The organism is Brucella sp. TWI559, assembly GCF_039674265.1.
GTDB lineage: Bacteria > Pseudomonadota > Alphaproteobacteria > Rhizobiales > Rhizobiaceae > Brucella > Brucella chromiisoli.
On record NZ_JBDJNE010000001.1, the window covers coordinates 549,527 to 564,358 of the forward strand.

The following is a 14,832-nucleotide window of genomic DNA, read 5'->3' on the forward strand; positions in this document are numbered from 1 at the left end:
AGGACAACATGTCTCGCCGGGCCCCGGTAAGCTTGATCTGTGCTGACTGCTGCTATACCGACAAATAAAAATCGAACCAGAACAGGTTGTTTTCATGTCCCGACCCATCACCCCATTGCTCGATAAGGCGCCGACCCCGGAAGCCCTTCGCGCATTGCCGGAACAGGATTTGCCAAGGCTTGCGGAAGAATTGCGCGCCGAGCTGGTCGATGCTGTTTCGACCACCGGCGGGCATCTTGGGGCGGGGCTTGGTGTGGTGGAACTCACCATCGCGCTGCATCACGTTTTTGACACGCCGCATGATCGTATCATCTGGGATGTGGGGCATCAGGCCTATCCGCACAAAATTCTGACAGGACGTCGCGACCGCATCCGAACCCTCAGACAGGAAGGCGGCCTCTCTGGTTTTACAAAGCGAACCGAGAGCGAATATGACCCCTTTGGCGCAGCCCATTCCTCGACCTCCATTTCGGCGGGTCTTGGTATGGCTGTGGCAAGCGATCTTTCGGGCGAAAAGCGCAATGTGATTGCAGTGATCGGCGATGGCTCCATGTCTGCGGGCATGGCCTATGAAGCGATGAACAATGCCGGTGCGCTTGATGCGCGCCTGATCGTGATCCTCAACGACAATGATATGTCGATTGCACCACCAACGGGTGCTATGAGCGCTTATCTGGCGCGTCTTGTTTCCGGCAAGACCTATCGCAGCGTGCGTGATGCTGCCAAACAGGTTGCCAAGAAACTGCCGAAGTTTTTGCAGGACAAGGCACGCAAATCGGAAGAATTTACGCGCGCTTTTTTCACTGGTGGCACGCTGTTTGAAGAGTTGGGCTTTTATTATGTCGGCCCGATTGACGGTCACAACCTAGACCATCTGCTGCCCGTTCTCAAAAATGTGCGTGACACGCAGGAAGGTCCGGTGCTGATCCATGTGGTAACGCAGAAGGGTAAGGGCTATGCGCCCGCTGAGGCCGCTGCCGACAAATATCACGGCGTCAACAAGTTTGACGTGATCACTGGCAAGCAGGCAAAGCCGCCAGCAAATGCACCAAGCTATACCAAGATTTTCGCCACCAGCCTGATTGAAGAAGCCCGTCACGACGACAAGATCGTTGCAGTGACGGCTGCGATGCCGACCGGCACCGGCCTTGATCTTTTTGGCGAAGCTTTTCCGAAACGCATTTTCGATGTCGGCATTGCCGAGCAACATGCGGTGACCTTTGCCGCAGGCCTTGCAACGGAAGGCTATAAGCCGTTCTGTGCGATCTACTCGACTTTCCTTCAGCGGGGCTATGATCAGGTCGTGCACGACGTGTCGATCCAGAATCTGCCTGTGCGTTTTCCCATCGACCGTGCCGGTCTGGTGGGGGCCGATGGCCCAACGCATGCCGGTTCGTTCGATACCGGTTTCCTCGCGGCCCTTCCGGGCTTTGTGGTTATGGCTGCATCCGACGAAGCCGAACTACGCCATATGGTGCGCACGGCTGCGGACTATGATGAAGGCCCGATTTCCTTCCGCTATCCGCGTGGCGATGGTGTCGGCGTGGAACTGCCGGAACGTGGTTCGGTGCTTGAAATCGGTAAGGGCCGTATCGTGCGCGAAGGTACCAAAGTGGCACTTCTCTCCTTCGGTACGCGTTTGCAGGAATGCCTGAGCGCTGCTGACGAGCTTGCTGCGGCAGGTCTTTCGACAACGGTTGCCGATGCACGTTTTGCCAAGCCGCTTGATCAGGATCTCATTCGTCGCCTTGCGCGTGAGCATGAAGTGCTGGTGACGATTGAAGAAGGTGCGGCTGGTGGCTTTGCTGCCCATGTGCTGCAATTCCTTGCGACCGATGGTCTTCTGGATCGCGGTCTCAAGGTGCGTGTGCTGACCCTGCCAGACACTTATCAGGATCATGCCAAGCCGGAAGTCATGTATGCCAATGCCGGTCTGGACCGTGCCGGTATTGTCCATAGCGTCTTTGCAGCTTTGGGCCGCGAAGAAGTGACAGCATCCTTCCGTGCCTGATTTCACGCAAGATAAAAGTGTGCGGCTCGATCAGTTGCTGGTCGAGCTTGCCTTGTTTGCAACGCGTTCGCGTGCGCGCGACGCAATTTTGCGCGGCACAGTGAAGGTTGACGGCAAGCCCGTCACCAAGCCGGGGCAGACGGTTGCGCGCACCGTCAAAATCATTGTCGATGATCCGGCAAGCAGCTATGTTTCGCGCGGTGCGTTGAAGCTTATAGCAGCCCTTGATTATTTTGGCCTTGATGTGAAGGGGCGCACCGCGCTTGATATAGGGGCGTCAACTGGCGGCTTCACGCAGGTTTTGCTGGAGCGCGGCGCGACCCATGTGCTTGCCATAGATGTCGGTCATGATCAGTTGCATGAAAGCCTGCGCAATGACCCACGTGTGACAAACAGCGAGGGGGTTAATGCCCGCGCGCTTGAGATTTCCCATCTTGATGGACGCGACGTCGATTGTGTGGTGTCGGACGTCAGTTTCATTTCATTGAAACTCGCATTGCCTCCGGCATTGGCGCAGGCACAAAAAGATGCTATCTGCGCGCTTCTCGTAAAGCCGCAGTTTGAAGCCGGGCGTGAGGCTATCGGCAAAGGCGGCATTCTGCGTGATCCGAAAGACGGCGAACGCATTGCGGAAGAATTGAAATCATGGCTTGAAACGCAGCCCGGCTGGCGCGCTCTTGGCCTCTGTCCGTCGCCTATTGAAGGTGGCGATGGCAATCGTGAATATCTCTTGGCAGGAAAGAAAGACCAATGACGACCCAGGTAACAATCCGCTCGATGGGTGCGGGCGGCGATGGCGTTGCCAATCTTTCAGATGGCCAGCTTTTTGTCCCTTTCACGCTGCCGGGCGAAGTGGCCAATGTTGCGCGTGACAAAAACCGCGCCACGGTAATCGCGCTGCTCGAAACCTCGGATGAGCGGCAAGACCCATCCTGCCAGCATTTTGAAGATTGCGGTGGCTGCGCTTTGCAACACTGGCAGGACGAGCCTTACCGCGCATGGAAGCGCGAACTTGTGGTCTCAGCCTTGAAGGGCCGTGGCCTTGATGTGCAAGTGGATGCGCTGGTTACTTGCAAGCCGCAATCGCGCCGCCGAGCGACTTTCGCTGCACGCAAGACGGAAAAAGGCGTGCTGCTCGGTTTTAACCGTCACCAGAGCCACGAAATCATCAATATTGTCGAATGCGCGGTTACCGTGCCGGAAATCATTGCGCGGCTCGACGATCTGCGCGAAGTGGGCGCACTGATTGCTCCGGGCTCAAAGCCGTTCAAACTGGCCGCGACTGTTACGGCCTCCGGGCTTGATCTTGCAGCAAGTGGCTGTGGCACGCTCAGCGACGAGCAGCGCCGTGCGCTCACCGCCCTTATGATGAAAAAGGACTTTGCACGCCTGTCGCATGAAGGCGAAATCATCGTCGAGCCCAAAAAGCCGGTCATTCATTTTGGCAAAGTGCCGGTTCCGGTACCCCCGGGTTGCTTCTTGCAGGCAACGGTTGATGCCGAAGAGGCGATGGTGTCGCTGGTGCAGGCACATCTTGGCAAAGCGAAACGCGTGGCAGATCTCTTCTGCGGTGTTGGTACATTTGCGCTGCGCATTGCCGAAAAGAGTGCCGTGCACGCCGTTGAAAACGATGCGCCAGCACTCGCGGCGCTTGATCGCGGCGTGCGCCACGTGCAGGGCTTAAAGCCGGTAACGGTGGAACGTCGCGACCTGTTCCGCCGCCCGCTGATGCCGAAGGAATTGCTGCCTTACAATGCGGTGGTTTTCGATCCGCCGCGTGCGGGTGCAGAAGAACAGGCGCTTGAGCTGGCAAAGTCGAAGGTGGAAAAGGTTGTCGCGATTTCGTGCAACCCTGTAACACTTGCGCGCGATCTCGCCATTCTGGTGAAAGGCGGTTATCGCATCACGCGTGTCACGCCGATTGACCAGTTTCTGTGGTCGCCCCATGTTGAAGCGGTGGCGACACTGGTGAAGAAATAAACACTGCCGCGGCCTCACATTCGGAGTCACGGTGTCTATAATTGTTACTGACTGGTCGTTGTTTTTCCGGATCAGCTGATCTCGCAATATTGCGGTAAAATTCGACATTGCTAAAAGATAAGGGCCTGAATGAGTGATATTCGCCATTCAGGTTTTTCATTTCATGGCCGTGCATGGGACGTTTCTGTGCGTCGCATTGCCATGTTCATATCGCGTTTTGTGCAGATTTTTGCCGACAGGCTGCAAGACGTATCACCGGCGCGGTTCTTTCCTCCCCTTTGTGAACAGCGCCCTGCGATAGACGATTATAAAATGACTGAACACACTTCATTGCCGGATCTGAGCGGCGTTTTTCCTGCTCGTGAAATTAAAATAAAAAAGCACGGGCTAGCGCACCGCTTGCTGTACCCGTTTCTTAGTATCGTCTTCGCCTTTGCGAGTATTGGCGTTGCTTTTGCATGGTTTCCTGGCCTCTACAAAGATCACCTGATTATGAACGATCCGGTCATTTTAGAGGACGCCAACATTATGGATGGTCAGTGCCGGTCAAAAAAAATGACTGTTAACTGTAAAGCCGGCATTGTCTATGACTATGAAGGCGAACGTCGCGTCAAAAAAGTTGAATTCTCATTTGTGAGCTTTTCGAGTGGTGATTACGAAACGGATGTTGTGATGCAGCGTTCCGATCCGGAAAATGTCACGCTGACACTCGCCATTGACGAATTCTGGAACCGTCTGGCTTTTGATCTTGGCCTGTTTGCGATCATGCTCGCGATGGCCATTCTGTTTCTGGTTCGCTTCATCCGTATCACGGGCAGCGCATCGGCGATGAAATCGGCTGCTGCATTGCGCTTTGCCTGGGCGAAAATTACTGTCAGCAAGAAGCACTTGGGTGCAACGAATATCACTTATAATCCGCTTGATCCGGTGCATAAGAAAAAGAACATCGTTTCGCGGTTCTCGAAAAAAGAAGCACCGTTTATGCGTTATGTGGAAGCCGAAGATGAGACCTATGGCATTGTTGCCATACATCCACAGGCATCCCTGCCGGTTCTGCTGGATGAGAAGTTTGAGCGTCTTGAACTGAGTAGCGATGAGCGTGAAGCTGCATTAAAGGCAGTGAATGCATAGGTTGCACGCTGATAAAAAGGGCGGATTGCTCCGCCCTTTTTCATTATGCGTCTCGTGCAGAGCGGCGATTACATCTTTTCGATGATCTTTGGATCGCCTTCATGTGCACGGCCATTGGCAGCCAGGATTGCAGGCACGATGTCCTCAGCCTGATCAATCACCAGCGGTTTCACCTGATGGGCTGTGTGCAGAAAGCCCTCATTCGTCATATGTTCAAGCAAAGTGAGCATCGGCTGCCAGAAATTGTTGATATTGGCAAAAACCATCGGCTTGCGATGCTTGCCAAGCTGCGCCCATGTCATCATTTCCACGATTTCTTCAACCGTGCCGATGCCGCCGGGGAGGGTGACAAACGCGTCTGACTTCTGAAACATCAGATGCTTGCGCTCGTGCATATCGCCAACAACGATCAGCTCGGTCAGCTCCTGTGCCTTTTCAAGGCTCGCTTCCTTGTCGAGCAGGAAGGTCGGAATAATGCCGGTGACTTCGCCGCCAGCCTTCATCACGCCTTCAGCAACCGCGCCCATAATGCCGCGCGTTCCGCCGCCATAAACAAGGCGTATGCCGTGGTTCGCAAGCGAGCGCCCAAGCGTCAGGCCCGCTTCACGATAGATGGGATTCTGGCCCGTTGAAGAGCCGCAATAAACACAAATGGATCGAATCTGAGACATGATTTCTTGTGCGCCTTTGGCGTTTGAGCGTCAAGCTGTGGCTGGACTTTTAACACGATAGCTATACTTCTGGAGAGGTGAAATTTTGACAAGGAGTCGGATGGCATGAAGAAATGGGCTTTGTTGGCGGGGTTTTCGCTCGCGGCATCGGGGGCTATGGCTGGAGAGATTACCATCCCTTTGTCTGATGATGTTGAAGTAACGGAAAACTCCGTTCTTTATAAATGCGGCGATCAAAGCATTTCGGCCACCTATTATAATGCAGGTGAAAACTCTCTTGTGCAGCTCGAAATGGAAGATAATTCAGTTATTGCTGCCAATGTTCTCGCAGGTTCGGGTGCCAAATATGCGGGCGGGGTTTATATCTGGTGGACCAAAGGCGAAACCGCGGATCTCTATAACCTTATGGATGATCCTGATCAGGAAAAACCAATAAGCTGTACAGAAGAATAATATCTGCGGTGGAAAGCGCAGTTCGGCTCCACTTCTTGTGAGGCGTTAAAAAAAGCGGTAAACCCTTTAGTTAACTTACTCATATGGGTTTCATGCCGAAATGCAAAATTATAGATATGGAATTATCGGTATTCTTCTCGTCCTTATTCTAGGCGGGGGCGCGTATTATTGGAACTCGCTGAAAGAGCAAGGCGCTGTACCGGATTCGGATATTGCCGCAAAGGCGCCCGAAACCGGCAGCGCGCAAAAACCAGCGGAAGAGCAGGCCCCTGTTGCTACAGCCGAACCTGAGAAACCGGCGGCAGTTCAGCCACAACAGCCTTCCGAGCCGACAGCGCAAGTTGCAGCGCCGGAAACGCCCAACGAGGCAAAAGTACCGGTTTTTGACATCCTGCGTGTCGAATCTGACGGTTCCGTTGTGATTGCAGGACAGGCGGCAGCCAATGCCGATGTTGAAATCCTTTCTGGCTCCAGAGTTGTTGGAACGGCAAAGGCCGGGCCAAATGGCGATTTTGCGATCGTTCTCGATCAGCCGCTCAAACCCGGTGATCATCAGCTTGTGCTGCGCGCTGGCGGATCAGGTGGCACCGTTGCAACCTCTGCACAGACGGCGATCGTTTCTGTACCTGATAACAGCAATGGTCAGGTTCTGGCCCTTGTCGAAGAACCGGGGCAGGCAAGCCGTTTGATCACGAAGCCGGAAGCGCCTGTCGAGCAAAGCGCGTCATCGACGGATGCAGGTGCAGCGCCCTCACAGTCGGTGCCGCAGGCGAAAGCTGACCCCGATGCGCCGCTTGGCATTGAAGCCGTCGAAATTGAAGGCAACAAGGTGTTTGTTGCAGGCAGCGCCAAAGGCTCGCCAGAGGGCAGCCGCGTTGTCGTGAATGCCAATGAGATTCTTCTGGGCTCCAGCTCGATTTCGCCAGAGGGCCGCTTTCTGGTTGAAAGCCAGAAGCCGCTTGCCGTGGGTGATTACATTATCCGCGCCGATCTGCTCAATGCGAACGGGCGGGTGATCGCGACGGCCCGCGTGCCGTTCCGCCGTGAGGCTGGCCAGAATGTTTCGGCTGTTGCACTGGGAACCAGCGGTCAGAATGATGCTGCGCAAAATGCGGCCAGTGGTGCGCCTTTACAAAAGGTGGAAGGCTCGGTGATCATCCGTAAGGGGGATAACCTCTGGACCATTTCCAAACGCACTTACGGCTATGGCACGCGTTATACCACGATTTATCTCGCCAATCGCGACCAGATCCGTAATCCCGACCTGATTTTACCGGGACAGGTTTTTGTCATGCCGCAGCAGCCGCTCGCTGATGATGAGGTGAAGCGCCGCCTGAAGAATTCTTCCGACTGACCAAGAACGGCAAAATCTGTTTTTAAATGCAGCACCCTTTAGAAAAGGGTGCTGCATTACATTGCTTTTTTGAGTATAATCGTATATCGTCGATCTACGATGAAGATTTCTCTAGAAACGATGACCGATGTTTTTCCGGGCGTGGATGACGATCTTGCAGCGCGCATTTATGCAGCGCTCGGTCATCCGGTGCGCATTCACATTCTGCGACAGCTTATTCTTGAGGATGCCTGCTGCTGCAAGGACATTGTCGGTCGGCTTGACCTTGCGCAGTCCACCGTGTCGCAGCATCTCAAAGTTCTCGTACAGGCTGGTCTTGTTAACTACCGGCCTGACCGCCAGACCTCCCGCTACAGCGTCAACTGGCAGCAACTGACCCTTATTCGTTCGCACCTTGCAGCTTTTCGAAATGGCTGCTGCGAAAAAACCGTCTGATTTGAAAGATACACCATGAGTTCCCCTAAAACGGTTTCTGCCGATTCCGGCGAAACGCTCAAGACATTGCGAAATCTCTGGCCCTATATGTGGCCAAACGAGCGGCCGGATCTGCGTATGCGCGTGGTTTGGGCAACGTTCTTTCTGGTGATTTCCAAGATCGTACTGATCCTCGTTCCCTATTTTTTCAAATGGGTGACGAATGCGCTGAACGGTCAGCTTGATGCACCGGACTATATTCCAGTTGTCCTCATTGGCGCGGTTATGCTGGTTCTGGCCTATAATGCAGCCAAGATCATACAGGCGGGTCTCAATCAGCTACGCGATGCGCTGTTTGCCAGTGTCGGGCAATATGCTGTGCGCCAGCTTGCCTATAAGACCTTTGTGCATATGCACCAGCTTTCGTTGCGCTTCCACTTGGAGCGGCGCACGGGCGGACTTTCGCGCGTTATTGAGCGCGGCACCAAGGGTATTGAAACGATTGTTCGTTTCACAATCCTCAACACGCTGCCGACTATTCTCGAATTTGCACTGACAGCGGTGATTTTCGCCTACGCCTACGGCTTTTCCTATCTGCTGGTCGTGGCCCTGACTGTGGTTGCCTATACGTGGTTCACGATTAAGGCGAGTGACTGGCGCATCAATATTCGCCGCGAAATGAATAATTCCGATACCGATGCCAACACAAAGGCCATCGATTCGCTGCTCAACTTCGAAACCGTTAAATATTTTGGCAATGAGACCATGGAAGCCAAGCGCTTCGATGCGTCCATGGCGCGTTATGAAGATGCGGCGACAAAGACCTGGACGTCACTTGGCTGGCTGAACTTTGGTCAGGCTGTGATCTTTGGTGTTGGTATGGCGATTGTTATGGTCATGTCGGCACGCGAGGTGCAGGCTGGCACGCAGTCGCTGGGTGACTTTGTCTTCATCAATGCCATGCTGATGCAGCTTTCCATTCCGCTCAATTTCATCGGCTTTATCTATCGCGAGATCCGTCAGGGCCTCACTGATATCGAGCAGATGTTCGACCTTCTCGATGTTCAGCAGGAAGTGCAGGATAAGCCAACTGCTGCGCCACTCCACGTCGATAAGGGGGCAATCCGGTTCAACGATGTGCATTTTGCCTATGATGCCAACCGCCCGATCCTGAAAGGCGTGAGCTTTGAAGTGCCTGCGGGCAAAACGGTGGCGATTGTCGGCCCATCGGGCGCTGGCAAATCCACCATCTCGCGTCTTTTGTTCCGTTTCTATGACGTGCAGTCGGGTTCTGTCACGATTGATGGGCAGGATGTGCGCGACGTGACACAGGAAAGCCTTCGTAAAGTGATCGGCATGGTCCCGCAGGATACGGTGCTGTTCAACGATACGATTGCTTATAACATCCGTTATGGCCGCACTGATGCAACCGACAGCGAAGTGGAAAAGGCGGCTGAAATGGCGCAGATTTCCCAGTTCATCAAACATCTGCCGGAAGGTTATCAGGCGATGGTCGGCGAGCGCGGGCTGAAGCTTTCGGGCGGTGAAAAGCAACGCGTAGCCATTGCCCGCACGATCCTGAAAGCGCCGCCGATCCTGATCCTTGATGAGGCGACATCGGCGCTTGATACCGCGACAGAACAGGAAATTCAGTCGGCACTTGATATTGTCAGCCGGGGCCGCACGACGCTGGTGATCGCACACCGCCTTTCCACTGTGATCAGTGCCGACGAAATCATCGTGCTCAAAGATGGCCTGATTGCCGAACGTGGCACGCATCGCGATCTGCTTTTGCAGGATGGTCTCTATGCGTCGATGTGGAGCCGTCAGCGCGAGGCGGATGAAGCAGAAGAACGCCTGCGTCAGGTTCGTGAAAGCGATGATATGGGCGTTGTCACACGCGGCGCGCCTGCTGCTGAGTGAGTTTCATTTCGCTTTGCAGAGATCGAAATTTAAGGCATTGTCAGTCCCGGCGGGGGCTGACAATGCAAAAGATTTTTTGGAAAAAGACACTCTGGTGGATATGGAGGGTCTATGAGTTTTTATGCGTTACGATTGTAACTATCCTCAGCTTGCGCATTTTGTTTTTGCTTTCTGTCTATTTGACCGACAGTTTTATCTTGCCCAATGGCATGATTGTGAAACGTGAATTTTACGGTTCAATACGACAGAGTCAGAGTAACCTCTATGCATCTGACGGTAAAACGCGTCTTGCAACTCGAATTTCAAGCATGTGCTTTAATGACCGCTATATTAAGGTTCGTAGCTCTGGTGGTCTCAAATTGATCGATGGGGAAACGAACAGACTTATTCCGCTTTCTGACCATGAAGCCCGGAGGAAGGTTGATCCCTCGGGACCATTGAACGATGACTGCAATGGTTATTACAAAGACTGGGTGTCTCCAAATTTTCTATATGTGACGAACAGAGATCGCCGGGTGCCACGTTGTGATCGACGCAATTTCGATAATCCCAATTTGAAAAATCTTGCATGGTTTGAAAAGCGCCGTTGTCGTTCACGCTGATGAAATGCAACTTTCCAGCCTGATAAAAACAAATTTTTGAATAAGTTATCCCCTTAGGATCTATCGCCTTTAACCTCTCAGGAATTGTAATTTGAGAGGGCTCATGAATACATATTTATCGAAGATCGATAAGAGCAGACAGCGGTTAAATGAATTAAGCCGTCGGGAAGCTTTCAGTCACTGCATCAAACATGGCAGTGTTCCTCGTGTTTGGAACGAAATTATGGATGCTTCACACACCGAAGAAAAGTTTCTTTGGTATCTGACGCGTTATCATCAAGCAGTGTCACACAAAGCGAATGTTGGTGCTGAGGAGCAGAGCACCACACATTATATTTGGCGTACAAAGTGTGATGGCCGCGTGCGAAGCGAACATGCTGCCAATGACGGCAAATTATTCTCATGGAATGAACGGCCTGTGACTGGCCATCCCGGTGAAGAGTATAATTGCGATGTATCGCTGAGCCATATGTCGAAGGGGCAACAGAGTATGCAACGCATAATTTTTCATCGAGTCTTGCAGCATCTTATGGTCGCTGGAGTAATTCGGATTTCGTGAAGCATTATTATTATGGGAATGGCCGCCCGGTAACTTTGTTGGAAATAGGCCATTTGCGAGAGATTGCGGAACATTATGCTTATCACGATGGAAAAGAAGGTGCATTTCGTCGGTTGTCAGGACAGATTGCAAGCAAAGCTCGAGAACGCGGGGTGGGGGCACTCTGGTATAATTTTTGAATGAAATTATGACTTTAAACCTATTCAATTCTCACATGGAGCAGCCGGCGTATATGGTTATTTTAACGGGGACGTTGAAACGCAAGGTGCCATGTTGCTAATTAGTGGCGAAAGTCAATTCTACTTTACAGATAGGTTCAAGGATCCTTTGACACCCCAAACTGGTTCGAAGAGGACCTGGAGGTGGGTGGGACGCCATACGAAATTATGGGTGAGTGGACAGCAAATTTCGTTGCACACGTTTTTACAGACGAGTCGAGAAGCCAGTATTTGCACAAGGAAAGCAAATGATCAGATTTTCGCTGTGGCTGGTGTGAAGCGTCTATAAAATCGCCTGTGTTTTTGTGATCTCGGCTGTGATCCTCTTTGCGCTCTTTATCATTTTCGCGCGCTATACGAATTACTGGCCATAAGGCGTGATAGGATCACGCGGCCTGACAGCCGTGAATAATTTTCGAAATCAATTTGGATTTTGGGCAGGATGAGGTAAAAACGGCCAAACTTAAAGGAAAAGTGATGAGCCTGTCTGATACAATTCGAAACACTTTCGTGCCGATCCATCGTGAAGGCTACCCGTTTATCGCGGCGTTTTTCGTGGTTTCGCTCATTCTGGGCTGGCTGTGGAATCCGTTGTTCTGGATCGGCCTCGTTCTCACCATCTGGTGTATCTATTTCTACCGCGATCCTGAACGTGTAACGCCGATTGCCGATGATCTTGTGATTAGTCCGGCCGATGGCAAGGTTTCTTTTGTCGGCCCGGCCGTGCCACCCGCAGAACTGGAACTCGGTGCAGAGCCGCTGATGCGTATTTCGGTTTTTATGAATGTGTTTTCCGTTCACATCAACCGTGCACCGGTACGTGGTAAGATCGAAAAGATTTTCCACCGTCCGGGCAAGTTCCTCAATGCTGAACTCGACAAGGCCAGCACCGATAATGAACGCAATTCCGTTCTTATCGACAGCGCAAACGGTAAAGTCGGCGTTGTGCAGATCGCAGGTCTGGTTGCACGCCGCATCGTTTGCTGGTCGCGTGAAAGCGATAATCTTAGCGTGGGCGAACGTTTTGGCCTGATCCGCTTCGGCTCACGTGTTGACGTCTATCTGCCAGCCGGTGCATCTGTTCGTGTGGCTATTGGCCAGACGGCTGTGGCGGGTGAAACCGTTCTTGCGGAATTTGGCAGTGAACGCGCAGAACCTGTGGTGCGGATCGCCTGAGCTGATGGAAACACCATTCCCACCCTTTGAGCCAAATGGCCGCGTGGATTCTTCGCGCGGCCCCAAACTTTCGCAGATCCCGCTGCGTATTGTTGTTCCGAATGTCATCACGGTTCTTGCCATCTGCGCAGGTTTGACGGGTATTCGTCTGGCGTTTGAACACCGCTTTGAACTTGCCGTGATGATGGTGCTGATTGCGGCATTCCTCGATGGTGTGGATGGCCGTGTTGCACGCATGATGAAAGGCTCGTCTAAGTTCGGCGAGCAGATGGATTCGCTCGCAGATATTGTGAATTTCGGCGTTGCCCCGGCACTTGTTCTCTATGTTTATGTGCTTGATCAGGCGCGCTCTTTCGGCTGGATCGCAGCACTTCTTTATGCGATTGCCTGCTGCCTGCGTCTGGCCCGCTTCAATGTGATGCTGGAGGACCCGAACCGTCCGCCATGGCAGAGCAATTACTTCATCGGTGTGCCTGCGCCTGCGGGTGCTATGCTGGTGTTGCTGCCTGTTTATCTCGGCTTTCTCGGGCTTACGCCAAGCAAGGGGCTGGCTTTTGCCGTTGCGATTTTCACTGTGGCGATTGCCTTCCTGCTGGTCAGCCGATTGCCGGTCTATAATGGCAAATCGGCGGGAAGCCTCATTCGCCGCGATTTCGTTATGCCGTTGATCTTGCTCGTGGTTATCTATGTGGCCTTTCTTATGAGTTTCACATGGCACACGCTGACACTGACGGCATTGGCCTATCTGGCTTTCCTGCCATTCAGCCTCGTTGCGTGGAACAAACGCGAAGCTGCCGACCGCCGTACAGTGCTAGAAAATGAGCCGTCCGCGGAAAGCTGACGGCAAGCTTTGTGCAATGAAATGAACGCGCTCCTGAACCGATGATTTCGGCAGGAGTGCGATTTCATATCCAAGTTTCCTATAGGTGTTTTCAATCGCTTCGAAGGTTTGGGTGGCTTCGGCAAAACTCTGTTTTCGTTCGTTATCTTGTGCGAAAATTTCTTCCCATGGTGGGGCCAAAAACACCGTTCTGTTATATCGAATCATCAGCGCTGCCCGGTGCATGTGTTGCGGAATTGGCAATCCGCAAAGCGTGAGATAGCCAAGAACATCCGGTATACCCCGGTCAAAGAATACTGGCCCTTTTTTCTCGCGCGCGCGATCGTAAGAGCGCATTTCCCATGAAAGCATCAGCTCTGCAAAAAGCACACGGTCAGCCCAAGGCAACGCTTTTCCTCCAATCCTAACCTGATGCTGAATAACCGCGCGGCCAGCTTCGACACTACGGGAAAAACCCTTTTGTTCGAGCGCGTCGATGAGCGTGCTTTTGCCCGAACCTGGGCCGCCGCTTATGATGATAAATTGCTGATAGGCGTGTGTCATCGATCCTCCAGTAACGTTGGGAAAACAGGCGGTCGCATGATTGGTTGAGAAAGTTCGCTCTAAAAACAGGGCCGAAAGATGCGGCTGGAGCGGAAAAGAAAAAAAAGAATAATTCCGGCCTTGGTTTTGTGCAAGGCCGGAAACGGTAAATCAGGAAGGCATATGATAATCGAGGAAGCGGTCCTGACGCACATCATAAAGCTTGCCGCTCACATCAAGCTTCGGATCGGCAAGCTTGACGATTTTCTCGGCCACTGATTGCGGGGTCGGCAGCGTTTCGGGATCTTCTCCCGGCATAGCCTTGGCGCGCATGGCGGTACGGGTTGCGCCCGGATTGACCGAATTGATGTTCAGCTTCATCTGCTTGGTTTCTTCGGCCCAACTGCGTCCCATCACCTCGACAGCGGCTTTTGAAGCGGCATAAGGCGCCCAGAAAGCACGGCAGGTGTGGGCAACGCCTGACGAAAGCAGAATGGCGCGTCCTGCATCCGATGCGCGCAGCAGCGGGTCTGTTGTGCGGATCAGGCGCCATACGCTTGTGACATTTACATTCATAACCTGATCGAAAACTTTGGATTCTATATGGCCGATGGGGGAAATCGTGCCGAGAATACCTGCATTGGCGACCAGAATGTCGAGTTTGCCCCAACGCTCATGAATGGAGCCGCCAAGACGATCAATGGCTTCCATATCAGTAATGTCGAGTGGCACCAGCGTTGTGCTGCCGCCGACCTTGCGAATATCATCGTCGAGTTCTTCAAGCCCGCCAACCGTGCGCGCAACCGCAATCACATGTGCGCCACGCTTTGCAAGTTCAAGCGAAAGAAAATAGCCAATACCGCGCGACGCGCCCGTTACCAAAGCCAGTCGGCCAGTAAGGTCGATACTCATTTTACCCCCAGTTTAATGCTAACATATGAAACAGGCGGCCCTTTTAGCCGCCTGCGTGAAGACAA

General features: G+C 52.9%; 15 protein-coding genes. 12 read left to right on the forward strand and 3 right to left on the reverse strand.

Annotated features, from left to right (window positions below; genetic code table 11):
* Nucleotides 1–94: 94 nt before the first annotated feature.
* From dxs to ABE530_RS02570, 4 genes are all read left to right on the forward strand, one after another.
* On the forward strand, nucleotides 95–2,011 hold the full coding sequence (gene dxs, locus ABE530_RS02555) for a 1-deoxy-D-xylulose-5-phosphate synthase (RefSeq protein ID WP_499693481.1): 1,917 nt from the start codon (nucleotides 95–97) through the stop codon (nucleotides 2,009–2,011).
* Nucleotides 2,004–2,765 (forward strand): TlyA family RNA methyltransferase, encoded by a 762-nt coding sequence (locus ABE530_RS02560; RefSeq protein WP_265983074.1) that lies wholly within the window; start codon nucleotides 2,004–2,006, stop codon nucleotides 2,763–2,765. Before dxs ends, ABE530_RS02560 begins: the two co-directional genes overlap by 8 nt.
* Nucleotides 2,762–3,991 (forward strand): class I SAM-dependent RNA methyltransferase, encoded by a 1,230-nt coding sequence (locus tag ABE530_RS02565; RefSeq protein ID WP_499693482.1) that lies wholly within the window; start codon nucleotides 2,762–2,764, stop codon nucleotides 3,989–3,991. Before ABE530_RS02560 ends, ABE530_RS02565 begins: the two co-directional genes overlap by 4 nt.
* Nucleotides 3,992–4,120: 129 nt before the next feature.
* Nucleotides 4,121–5,122, forward strand: a complete 1,002-nt coding sequence (locus ABE530_RS02570) for a hypothetical protein (protein WP_499693483.1) — start codon at nucleotides 4,121–4,123, stop codon at nucleotides 5,120–5,122.
* A gap of 68 nt (nucleotides 5,123–5,190) precedes the next feature.
* On the opposite strand, the gene ABE530_RS02575 is transcribed toward ABE530_RS02570, so the two are convergent.
* Nucleotides 5,191–5,793: an LOG family protein gene (locus tag ABE530_RS02575; RefSeq protein WP_499693484.1), complete on the reverse strand. Its 603-nt coding sequence runs from the start codon at nucleotides 5,791–5,793 to the stop codon at nucleotides 5,191–5,193.
* Nucleotides 5,794–5,898: 105 nt separating this feature from the next.
* Between ABE530_RS02575 and ABE530_RS02580 the strand changes: the two genes are divergently transcribed.
* The 8 genes from ABE530_RS02580 (at nucleotide 5,899) to pssA (ending at nucleotide 13,333) form a co-directional block, all read left to right on the forward strand.
* Nucleotides 5,899–6,246 carry an MliC family protein gene (locus ABE530_RS02580; protein WP_265983078.1) on the forward strand — a complete coding sequence of 116 codons (348 nt, stop codon included), beginning with the start codon at nucleotides 5,899–5,901 and terminating at the stop codon, nucleotides 6,244–6,246.
* 100 nt (nucleotides 6,247–6,346) lie between these two features.
* Complete coding sequence (locus ABE530_RS02585; RefSeq protein ID WP_499693485.1) at nucleotides 6,347–7,600, forward strand: LysM peptidoglycan-binding domain-containing protein; 1,254 nt, start codon at nucleotides 6,347–6,349, stop codon at nucleotides 7,598–7,600.
* Nucleotides 7,601–7,699: 99 nt separating this feature from the next.
* On the forward strand, nucleotides 7,700–8,035 hold the full coding sequence (locus ABE530_RS02590; protein WP_265983080.1) for an ArsR/SmtB family transcription factor: 336 nt from the start codon (nucleotides 7,700–7,702) through the stop codon (nucleotides 8,033–8,035).
* Nucleotides 8,036–8,050: 15 nt separating this feature from the next.
* Nucleotides 8,051–9,937, forward strand: coding sequence for an ABCB family ABC transporter ATP-binding protein/permease (locus tag ABE530_RS02595; RefSeq protein WP_499693486.1), 1,887 nt, complete (start codon nucleotides 8,051–8,053; stop codon nucleotides 9,935–9,937).
* Nucleotides 9,938–9,999: 62 nt separating this feature from the next.
* On the forward strand, nucleotides 10,000–10,539 hold the full coding sequence (locus ABE530_RS02600) for a hypothetical protein (RefSeq protein WP_499693487.1): 540 nt from the start codon (nucleotides 10,000–10,002) through the stop codon (nucleotides 10,537–10,539).
* Nucleotides 10,540–10,642: 103 nt separating this feature from the next.
* A complete protein-coding gene (locus ABE530_RS02605) occupies nucleotides 10,643–11,098 on the forward strand; it encodes a phage minor head protein (protein WP_499693488.1) in 456 nt (151 codons plus the stop codon).
* 692 nt (nucleotides 11,099–11,790) lie between these two features.
* On the forward strand, nucleotides 11,791–12,492 hold the full coding sequence (locus tag ABE530_RS02610) for a phosphatidylserine decarboxylase (RefSeq protein ID WP_499693661.1): 702 nt from the start codon (nucleotides 11,791–11,793) through the stop codon (nucleotides 12,490–12,492).
* 4 nt (nucleotides 12,493–12,496) lie between these two features.
* On the forward strand, nucleotides 12,497–13,333 hold the full coding sequence (gene pssA / locus ABE530_RS02615) for a CDP-diacylglycerol--serine O-phosphatidyltransferase (protein ID WP_265983848.1): 837 nt from the start codon (nucleotides 12,497–12,499) through the stop codon (nucleotides 13,331–13,333).
* On the opposite strand, the gene ABE530_RS02620 is transcribed toward pssA, so the two are convergent.
* A complete protein-coding gene (locus tag ABE530_RS02620) occupies nucleotides 13,304–13,876 on the reverse strand; it encodes an AAA family ATPase (RefSeq protein ID WP_499693489.1) in 573 nt (190 codons plus the stop codon). The genes pssA and ABE530_RS02620 overlap by 30 nt on opposite strands.
* Nucleotides 13,877–14,026: 150 nt before the next feature.
* Complete coding sequence (locus ABE530_RS02625; protein WP_499693490.1) at nucleotides 14,027–14,767, reverse strand: SDR family NAD(P)-dependent oxidoreductase; 741 nt, start codon at nucleotides 14,765–14,767, stop codon at nucleotides 14,027–14,029.
* Nucleotides 14,768–14,832: the final 65 nt, after the last annotated feature.

Coding starts and splice junctions, on each gene's coding strand:
- ABE530_RS02575 (WP_499693484.1), bottom strand. CDS start 5,793: ATGTCTCAGATTCGATCCATTTGTGTTTATTGCGGCTCTTCAACGGGC.
- ABE530_RS02580 (WP_265983078.1), top strand. CDS start 5,899: ATGAAGAAATGGGCTTTGTTGGCGGGGTTTTCGCTCGCGGCATCGGGG.
- ABE530_RS02595 (WP_499693486.1), top strand. CDS start 8,051: ATGAGTTCCCCTAAAACGGTTTCTGCCGATTCCGGCGAAACGCTCAAG.
- ABE530_RS02590 (WP_265983080.1), top strand. CDS start 7,700: ATGAAGATTTCTCTAGAAACGATGACCGATGTTTTTCCGGGCGTGGAT.
- ABE530_RS02625 (WP_499693490.1), bottom strand. CDS start 14,767: ATGAGTATCGACCTTACTGGCCGACTGGCTTTGGTAACGGGCGCGTCG.
- ABE530_RS02585 (WP_499693485.1), top strand. CDS start 6,347: ATGCAAAATTATAGATATGGAATTATCGGTATTCTTCTCGTCCTTATT.
- dxs (WP_499693481.1), top strand. CDS start 95: ATGTCCCGACCCATCACCCCATTGCTCGATAAGGCGCCGACCCCGGAA.
- ABE530_RS02605 (WP_499693488.1), top strand. CDS start 10,643: ATGAATACATATTTATCGAAGATCGATAAGAGCAGACAGCGGTTAAAT.
- ABE530_RS02600 (WP_499693487.1), top strand. CDS start 10,000: ATGCAAAAGATTTTTTGGAAAAAGACACTCTGGTGGATATGGAGGGTC.
- pssA (WP_265983848.1), top strand. CDS start 12,497: ATGGAAACACCATTCCCACCCTTTGAGCCAAATGGCCGCGTGGATTCT.
- ABE530_RS02570 (WP_499693483.1), top strand. CDS start 4,121: ATGAGTGATATTCGCCATTCAGGTTTTTCATTTCATGGCCGTGCATGG.
- ABE530_RS02620 (WP_499693489.1), bottom strand. CDS start 13,876: ATGACACACGCCTATCAGCAATTTATCATCATAAGCGGCGGCCCAGGT.
- ABE530_RS02565 (WP_499693482.1), top strand. CDS start 2,762: ATGACGACCCAGGTAACAATCCGCTCGATGGGTGCGGGCGGCGATGGC.